Here is a 7,003-nt window from a genome sequence, read left to right as displayed (position 1 = left end):
CTCAGGGACAGGACAGCCGTAGCGACCGCCGTACGAACGGAAATATTGACAGTGTGATTCATGAAAATGGCCAGTGATGAAAGTTAAAAACGGCAGATCTAAACGCTGCCAATGCGGCTCTTGTGGGCAAGAGCGACGCTCATAAGGCGTCCATATCCGTGACTGTTTAACGTGTCGTTGCCTCCTGTTCGCGGCTCTCTATTCGCTGCCCGTCCCTGAAGCGATGCTCCATGCCCCTGCGCGGTGTCAGGAAGACTTGCTGCCCGATGTCGAGCGTCAAATCGCCGCCGGCGCGCACCGTCATGGTCGCGACATCGCCCACTTGCGCGTAGATCACCGTGTCGGCCCCCAGATGCTCGATGTGTTTCACTGTGGCGGGCCAGCGCCCCTGGTCGATGCTGATGTCCAGGTGTTCCGGACGAATGCCATAGGTGTCGCAATCCATGTCACGCGCGAGCACGCCTTCCATCAGGTTCATATTCGGTGCGCCCAGGAAACCCGCGACAAACGGCGTCTGCGGCGTGCGGTAGAGCTGCAAGGGCGGACCCGCCTGTTCGACCCGGCCTTTGTTGAGCACCACGATCTGGTCGGCCATGGTCATGGCCTCGACCTGGTCGTGCGTCACATAAATCATGGTCGCGCCAATCTGGCGATGCAGTTCCGCGAGTTCGACACGCATCTGACCCCGCAGGGAGGCGTCCAGGTTGGACAGCGGCTCATCAAACAAGAAGACGGACGGATGGCGAACAATCGCGCGGCCGATGGCCACACGTTGGCGTTGTCCGCCCGACAAGGCCTTGGGTTTGCGGTCCAGCAAGTGCTCCAGCTGCAGGATCGCCGCCGCCTTGCGCACCTCCAGCTCAATTTCCGCCTTGGGCCGTTTGGCGATGGTCAGGCCGAAGCCAATGTTTTCGGCCACCGTCATGTGCGGATACAGCGCGTAGGACTGGAACACCATGGCAATGCCGCGGTCCGCCGGCTCCAGGTGGGTCACGTCGCGCCCCCCGATTTTGATTTGCCCGTCGGTCACCGACTCCAGGCCGGCCACCATGCGCAAAAGGGTCGATTTGCCGCAGCCGGACGGACCGATCAGCACCGTGAACGAGCCGGCCGGGATGTACAGGTCGATGCCGGGAATGATCACCACGTCGTGGGTATAGGACTTATGAATTCGGGTCAAGACAACGTCATGCATGTCACAGGTTCTCGATAAATTTGGGGGAAGGCCATCAGGAAAGGGGGTCAACCCTTGATGCCGGTCGATGCGATGGAGGCAATGAAGGCGCGCTGCAGGCTCAAGTAAAAGAGCAGCACCGGTACGGTGATGATGGTGAGGTAGGCCATCATTTCGCCCCAGGCAATATTGAGCTGAAAGAAGTACTGCAGGCCGACCATGACCGGGCGGTATTCTTCCTTTTGCGCGACCATGACTGGCCACAGGTATTGGTTGTACATGGCCAGGAATTTAAGAATGGCGGCGGTCGCAAAAACCGGCCCCGACAGTGGCAAGATCACGCGCCGGTAGATCTGGAAATAGCGGGCACCGTCGACCCGGGCGGCTTCGACCAGCTCCTTGGGCAGGTCCCGAAAATACTGGACAAACAAAAAGATGGTGAGCGCGTCCGCGATGAACGGAACGATCTGGACATGGTAGGAATTGAGCCAGCCAATTTGCAAGCCCTCGGTCCCGATCCAGGGCAGGTTGTTGACCACCAGCAGCAAAGGGATCGCAATCGCCTCGAAGGGGACGATGAAGGTCGCGATGACCACGGCCAGCATCACGTTGCGCCCGGGAAACTCCAGGAACACAAAAGCAAAGGCCGCCATCGAGCACACCGCCAGCGACAGCACCAGGGTGACGGCCGTGACCAGCACCGAGTTGAAAATGAAGTGCGTGATGGGCGCGCGCTGGAACGCCATGCGGTAGTTGTCCAGCGAGATGTCGCCCACGGGCAGAAAGGCCCGCAGCGAACGCGCGTCCTGCAGCAGTTGCAGATCGGGTTTCAAGGACGACACGACCATGAAAACAATCGGGAAAATAAAGACCAGCGCGATCCAGCTCAACACCAGGTAGTTGAGCAGGCGCCGGGCGATGTGGGGCCAGATGGAATGATGCATGTCAGTCTTTCTCTCGGGTCAGGTAACGCTGTCCCAGGGACACCGCCAGAACGAAAAGGAACAGGAAAACACTGATGGCGGACCCGCCGGCAATATCCTGTTTGCCATAGCCCCGTTCCACCGCCTGAAAGACCAGCGACTGGGTTGAGTCGAGCGGGCCGCCGCGCGTCATCACGTCGATTTGCGGGTACAGGGTGAAGGCCTGCATGGTGATCACCACCATGATCAATACTGCGGTGTTGCGCAGACCGGGCCAGGTCACGTAGCGAAAGCGCTGCCAGTGCGACGCGCCCTCCAGCGCCGCCGCTTCGTACAAGGACACCGAGATCGTCTGCAGGCCGGACAACCAGATCACCATGTGAAAGCCCACGCCCTGCCAGATCGACATGGCCATGATGGCGCCCAGGGCGGTGCTGGGTTGGCCGAGCCAGTCCACCGGCTTAAAGTAGCCGAAACTCAACTGCGCTAGCAATGAGTTCAACAGGCCCGAGTTGCCGCTGTAAATGAAGCGCCAAAGAAAAGCGACCACCACCATGGAGATCACCACCGGCATGAAATAGATCGTGCGAAAGACGTTGATGCCGCGCAAGGGCTGGTTGATCAGCATGGCCAGCAGCAAGGCCAGCATGGCCTGCACCGGCGCCACCACCAGCGCAAACAGCACGGTGTTGACGAGGGCCTTCATGAAAATCACGTCCTTCGCCAGCACCAGGACGCGGGTCTCGCCAGGCCAGGGCAACTGGAACCACTCGCGCATGCGGTTGAGTTGCGGGTAGTCTGGATGGTCTCGCGTGAATTGCCGCACGTTGGGGTACTGCGGCTGACCATCGGCTTGCCGGACGATAGCGTTTTGGTCATCGCGCTGCGGCGCCAGGGTCAGGACGCCAACGCCCAGCATCTGCCGGTAGTTCTCCAGACCGACAAACTCGGTCGGGTTGGGCGAGACCAGGCGCTGGTTGGTGAACGAGACGACAAACGCCAGCAAGAACGGCGCAATCAGGAACAAGGCCATCAAGACCATGGCCGGGGAGACCATCATCCATCCCGCGCGTTTCGCACCGGCCGCGCCGGGCGCCAGATCTGGTTTTTTGTTCATACTGGTTTTGCTTTCTCGCTCACCCACCATCTCAGCGGTAGTTGTTGTTTTTCTTCAGGTCGCTGTCGATGGCATCGGCGGCGGTGTCCAGCGCGTCTGCCACCTTGGCACCGTTGGCAATGTCCGCGAGGGCCTTCTCGAACTCACGCGTTGCCACCGGATAGGCCGGGGTGATGGCGCGCAGCGTGGCTTGCTTGGCGGCCAGGCTGAAGAAGACCTCCATGGGACCGCCTTTGGCGTAGTTTTTGGTCATGGCTGCCGCCGCTGCGGTAGACGGAATCAGGCCAATGGCGTCGGAGAACGCGGCCAGATATTTGTCCTGCAGCGAGAACGCAATGAACGCATTGGCGCCCTTGGCGTTTTTGGACGTCGCGGAGACGCCAAATTGCCACGAAGCGCCGCCAATCTTGCCGCCTTTGCCGAAATCAGGCGCCGGCAGAAACACCATGTCGCTACCGTACTTCTTCAGCGCCGGCAGTGCCGCCCAGTTGCCATTCCATTGCAGGGCGTATTTGCCGTCGATGAAGCCGGTCTCACGGTCAGCACCGTCTTGCGAGGTGCCTGGCGTCATCTTGCGGGTGAAGACACTTTGCCACCAGTCGCCAAACGCCATCCCGGCCTTGCTGTTGAGCGCGCCATTGGCCGTGGCCGTGGGCGCGGCGGTATTGAGCAGGTCGCCGCCGTGGCTCTGCAGGAACGGGCCAAAGGCGTAGGAATACCACTCCCCTTTCCAGGCCATGCCGAGGTCGATGGGGTACTGGAATTTGCCACTCTTTTGCAGGGTAACCAGGGCACCGTCGAACTCGCTCTTGGTCCAGGGCTTGCCGAGCGTCGGGATGCGAATGCCATGTTCCTGCAAAACGGATTTGCGGGCGAAGATGGCGCAGGCGGCATCCCACAGACCGACCGAGTACACCCGGCCGTTGTAGCGGCCAATCGTGCCGGGCAAGAATTTATCGGTTGCGCCAGCCGGCAGGTTCAGCGGCTGCAGGTACTTGGACCAGGCCCAGTTCGGCATGATGGGACCGTCGATGTCCATGATGTCGGGCAACTTGCCGGCCGTGGCCGCGGCCACCACGGACGTGTTGTAGGACTCTTGCGGAAACTCCTCCAGTTGAACCTTCCAGTTTTTCTGGCTGGCATTGAAGTCCTTGATGATGCCGACAAGAATGTCTTTTTCAGCCTTGTTGCCGGCCCCGTGGTACCACATGTTCAGGCTCGTTTGGGCAAACGCCGCGCTGGCGCTGAGGGTGACAAGGCCTGCCACGGCAAGGCGACGGCACAAAGCCGAAAGTTGGACGCTCATAAAAATCTCCTGTTGTTCCGCATGGGTTTTGCGTAAATGACAATGTTGTCATGACTGGACGAATTGTTAAAATTTTGGCTGAAATAGTCAACCCAGTAGAAACCCTATGGCTTTCTTATTGAGAAAAATTTTTTCAAAAATTTGTTTATATTCAATGACTTATGAACTTATCGACGTCACTTCATCATTAGATCTCTTGCTTTTTAAAACTACGGCCTCGAAGAAATGTCATTAGAATAACGTTGTCATTTCTATTCCAAAAACTCAGAAAAAACACTTATGGCGACCATCTTTGACGTGGCCAAGCTCGCAGGCGTGTCCATCAAAACCGTCTCCCGCGTGGTCAACAACGAGGCGTCGATCCGCCCCGAAACGCGCACAAAAGTAAGCGCGGCGATCGAGATGCTCGGCTACGAGCCGCATCGTGGCGCCCGCATGATGCGCTCCTCCAAATCTGGGCTGATTGGCTTGATCACTGGCCTGATTTCAGCCAGCAACAGCCCGTTCATCACCGAAGGTCTGTCCGACATCCACATCCTGCGCGGCGCCCAGGAGGTGTGCAGCGGCGCCGGCAAGACTTTGCTGATTGGCGACATGGCCGGTAACCCGGATACGGCCGCCGAGCTGATGCAAACCTTTATTTCGCACCGGGTCGAGGGCGTCATTTATGCCGCGCCATTCCATCAGCAGGTCTGGCTACCCCCACATGGCAAGACACCCCTGGTGCTGGTCAACTGTTTTGATCAGATTCGAACCCCCGCCGTGGTGCCCGATGACACCCTGGGCCAGGCCCTGGCCGTGGACCATCTGGCGCAACGCGGGCACAGGCGCATTGCCTATATTGGCCTGAACGAGGGCGCCGTAGCGGGCCGGCTTCGCAAAGCGGCTTTCATCGCAGCCTGCGCGCGCAACGGGCTCAATGCGCAAGATTGTCCCGTGCGCATTGGTGTTCTCGACGACGCGGACAAGCAAGATCCGTTTGCCCCTTTGCCTGGCATCCTGCGGGAACTCATGGGGGCGGCAAACCGCCCCACCGCCCTGTGCCTGGGCAACGACATCATGGCCGCCCATGCCGCGCGCATTCTGGAGCAGCTGGGCATTCACATGCCCGAAGAATTGGCGCTGATGGGCTTCGACAACGACCCCATGATTTGCCAGCTTCTGCGCCCGCGGCTCAGCACGGTCACGCTGCCCTACTTCGCGATGGGCCGTGCCGCGGTTGAAACCTTGTTGACCCTCATTCAGGGCGAAGCGCCGCCCCAGACCGGGCCTCAGCGCATCGCGGGTGAGGTCGTGGAACGCGACTCGACACCGGCCTTGTAGCCAGCGCCATCCCTCCACTTTTTTCAAGGAATACGTTCACATGCTGAGTCTTCGCGACCAATGGATTTGGGACTTCTGGCTGACGCAGTCGGATGACCTGTGGCACATCTACTTTTTGCAGGCGGACAAGTCACTGGGCAATCCTGAGCTGCGCCACTGGAACGTCAGCCAGGGCCACGCCACCAGCCGCGACCTGGTTAACTGGGAATTGCTGGGTACCAGCCTGCGACCACAAGCCAGCCCCGCCTGGGATGACTGCACCACCTGGACCGGGTCGGTGGTTCAGGACGAGGCCAAACTCTGGCACCTGTTCTATACCGGCACCTGCCGCGCGGAAGACGGACTGAAGCAGCGCATCGGCCACGCCACCAGTACCGACATGCACCATTGGGCGCGCGTGGGCAGTGGCTTGGCACTGGACATTGATGTGAACCATTACGAGGAATACACCCCCGGCCACTGGCATGACCGGGCCATGCGTGACCCCTGGGTCATGCGCGACCCGGAGGGCGACGGATGGCTGATGTACTTCACGGCGCGCGTCGCCGGTGTGGCCGAGCTCAACGCCGGCGGTGCCATCGGTCTCGCGCGCTCCAGCGACCTGGTGCATTGGACGCAGGAGGCAGCGGTCTTCCAGGGTGACTTTGGTCAGCTGGAAGTTCCGCAGGTGTTTCAGGTGGGTGCGCTGTGGTACTGCGTGTTCTGCAACGCAGCAAACCACTGGTCACAAGGCTATGCCGCCAGCTACCCCGGCACCCCGGTAACCGGCGTGCATTATTTGGTGGCAGAGCATCACCTCGGCCCCTGGCGCGTGGCGCCCGGCCCTTTCCTGACAGGGCGTTTGCCAGCCCAACGCTACGCGGGCAAGATCGTCGATACGGGCAAGGGCCTGGCCTTGATGGCATTTCTGCATGACGATGAAAATGGGCAGTTCATCGGGGAAATCATGGACCCGATTCCCTTGAGTCTTGATTCACAAGGGCTGTTCGTCCCCGTCTGAGACGGCTTCCGGCTGGCACCTGCCGTATGCAGGGACGAAAAAAAGGTGCTCTTGCGAGCACCTGTAAATCCCCATCTTGGAAAAAGAGAAGCGCAATCCCCCGAGTGGTTAAGTTCGGGGGATTCGATCGATCAGAAGGCGTAGTTCAAGCGGATGCGAA

6 protein-coding genes are annotated in these 7,003 nt (G+C 59.8%); 2 read left to right on the top strand and 4 right to left on the bottom strand.

Translation table 11 applies throughout. The annotated features are described in order from the left end of the window. Positions 1–166: 166 nt before the first annotated feature. From C5P05_RS11245 to C5P05_RS11230, 4 genes are read right to left on the bottom strand one after another with little or no spacing between them, the layout of a single operon-like run. Positions 167–1,195, bottom strand: a complete 1,029-nt coding sequence (locus tag C5P05_RS11245) for an ABC transporter ATP-binding protein (protein ID WP_114969937.1) — start codon at positions 1,193–1,195, stop codon at positions 167–169. A 47-nt stretch (positions 1,196–1,242) separates the two neighbouring features. Further along, positions 1,243–2,118 (bottom strand): carbohydrate ABC transporter permease, encoded by an 876-nt coding sequence (locus tag C5P05_RS11240; protein WP_114969936.1) that lies wholly within the window; start codon positions 2,116–2,118, stop codon positions 1,243–1,245. Between the two features lies 1 nt (position 2,119). Next, a complete protein-coding gene (locus tag C5P05_RS11235; protein WP_114969938.1) occupies positions 2,120–3,214 on the bottom strand; it encodes a carbohydrate ABC transporter permease in 1,095 nt (364 codons plus the stop codon). Between the two features lie 31 nt (positions 3,215–3,245). Beyond that, complete coding sequence (locus tag C5P05_RS11230; protein WP_114969935.1) at positions 3,246–4,520, bottom strand: ABC transporter substrate-binding protein; 1,275 nt, start codon at positions 4,518–4,520, stop codon at positions 3,246–3,248. A gap of 279 nt (positions 4,521–4,799) precedes the next feature. Between C5P05_RS11230 and C5P05_RS11225 the strand changes: the two genes are divergently transcribed. After that, entirely contained in the window at positions 4,800–5,843 is a 1,044-nt protein-coding gene (locus C5P05_RS11225) for a LacI family DNA-binding transcriptional regulator (protein ID WP_114969934.1), read from the top strand. Between the two features lie 40 nt (positions 5,844–5,883). Further along, the gene (locus C5P05_RS11220) at positions 5,884–6,843 is read left to right on the top strand and encodes a levansucrase (RefSeq protein WP_114969933.1); all 960 of its coding nucleotides are present in this window, start codon (positions 5,884–5,886) and stop codon (positions 6,841–6,843) included. The last annotated feature ends 160 nt before the right edge of the window (positions 6,844–7,003 follow it).

Source organism: Rhodoferax ferrireducens (genome assembly GCF_003347515.1).
Lineage (GTDB): Bacteria > Pseudomonadota > Gammaproteobacteria > Burkholderiales > Burkholderiaceae_C > Rhodoferax.
This window is presented reverse-complemented; position numbering and strand designations above follow the sequence as displayed.

What these genes read in the sequence shown, in the direction of transcription:
- C5P05_RS11245 (WP_114969937.1), bottom strand. Translation starts at nt 1,195, where the DNA reads ATGCATGACGTTGTCTTGACCCGAATTCATAAGTCCTATACCCACGAC.
- C5P05_RS11240 (WP_114969936.1), bottom strand. Translation starts at nt 2,118, where the DNA reads ATGCATCATTCCATCTGGCCCCACATCGCCCGGCGCCTGCTCAACTAC.
- C5P05_RS11235 (WP_114969938.1), bottom strand. Translation starts at nt 3,214, where the DNA reads ATGAACAAAAAACCAGATCTGGCGCCCGGCGCGGCCGGTGCGAAACGC.
- C5P05_RS11230 (WP_114969935.1), bottom strand. Translation starts at nt 4,520, where the DNA reads ATGAGCGTCCAACTTTCGGCTTTGTGCCGTCGCCTTGCCGTGGCAGGC.
- C5P05_RS11225 (WP_114969934.1), top strand. Translation starts at nt 4,800, where the DNA reads ATGGCGACCATCTTTGACGTGGCCAAGCTCGCAGGCGTGTCCATCAAA.
- C5P05_RS11220 (WP_114969933.1), top strand. Translation starts at nt 5,884, where the DNA reads ATGCTGAGTCTTCGCGACCAATGGATTTGGGACTTCTGGCTGACGCAG.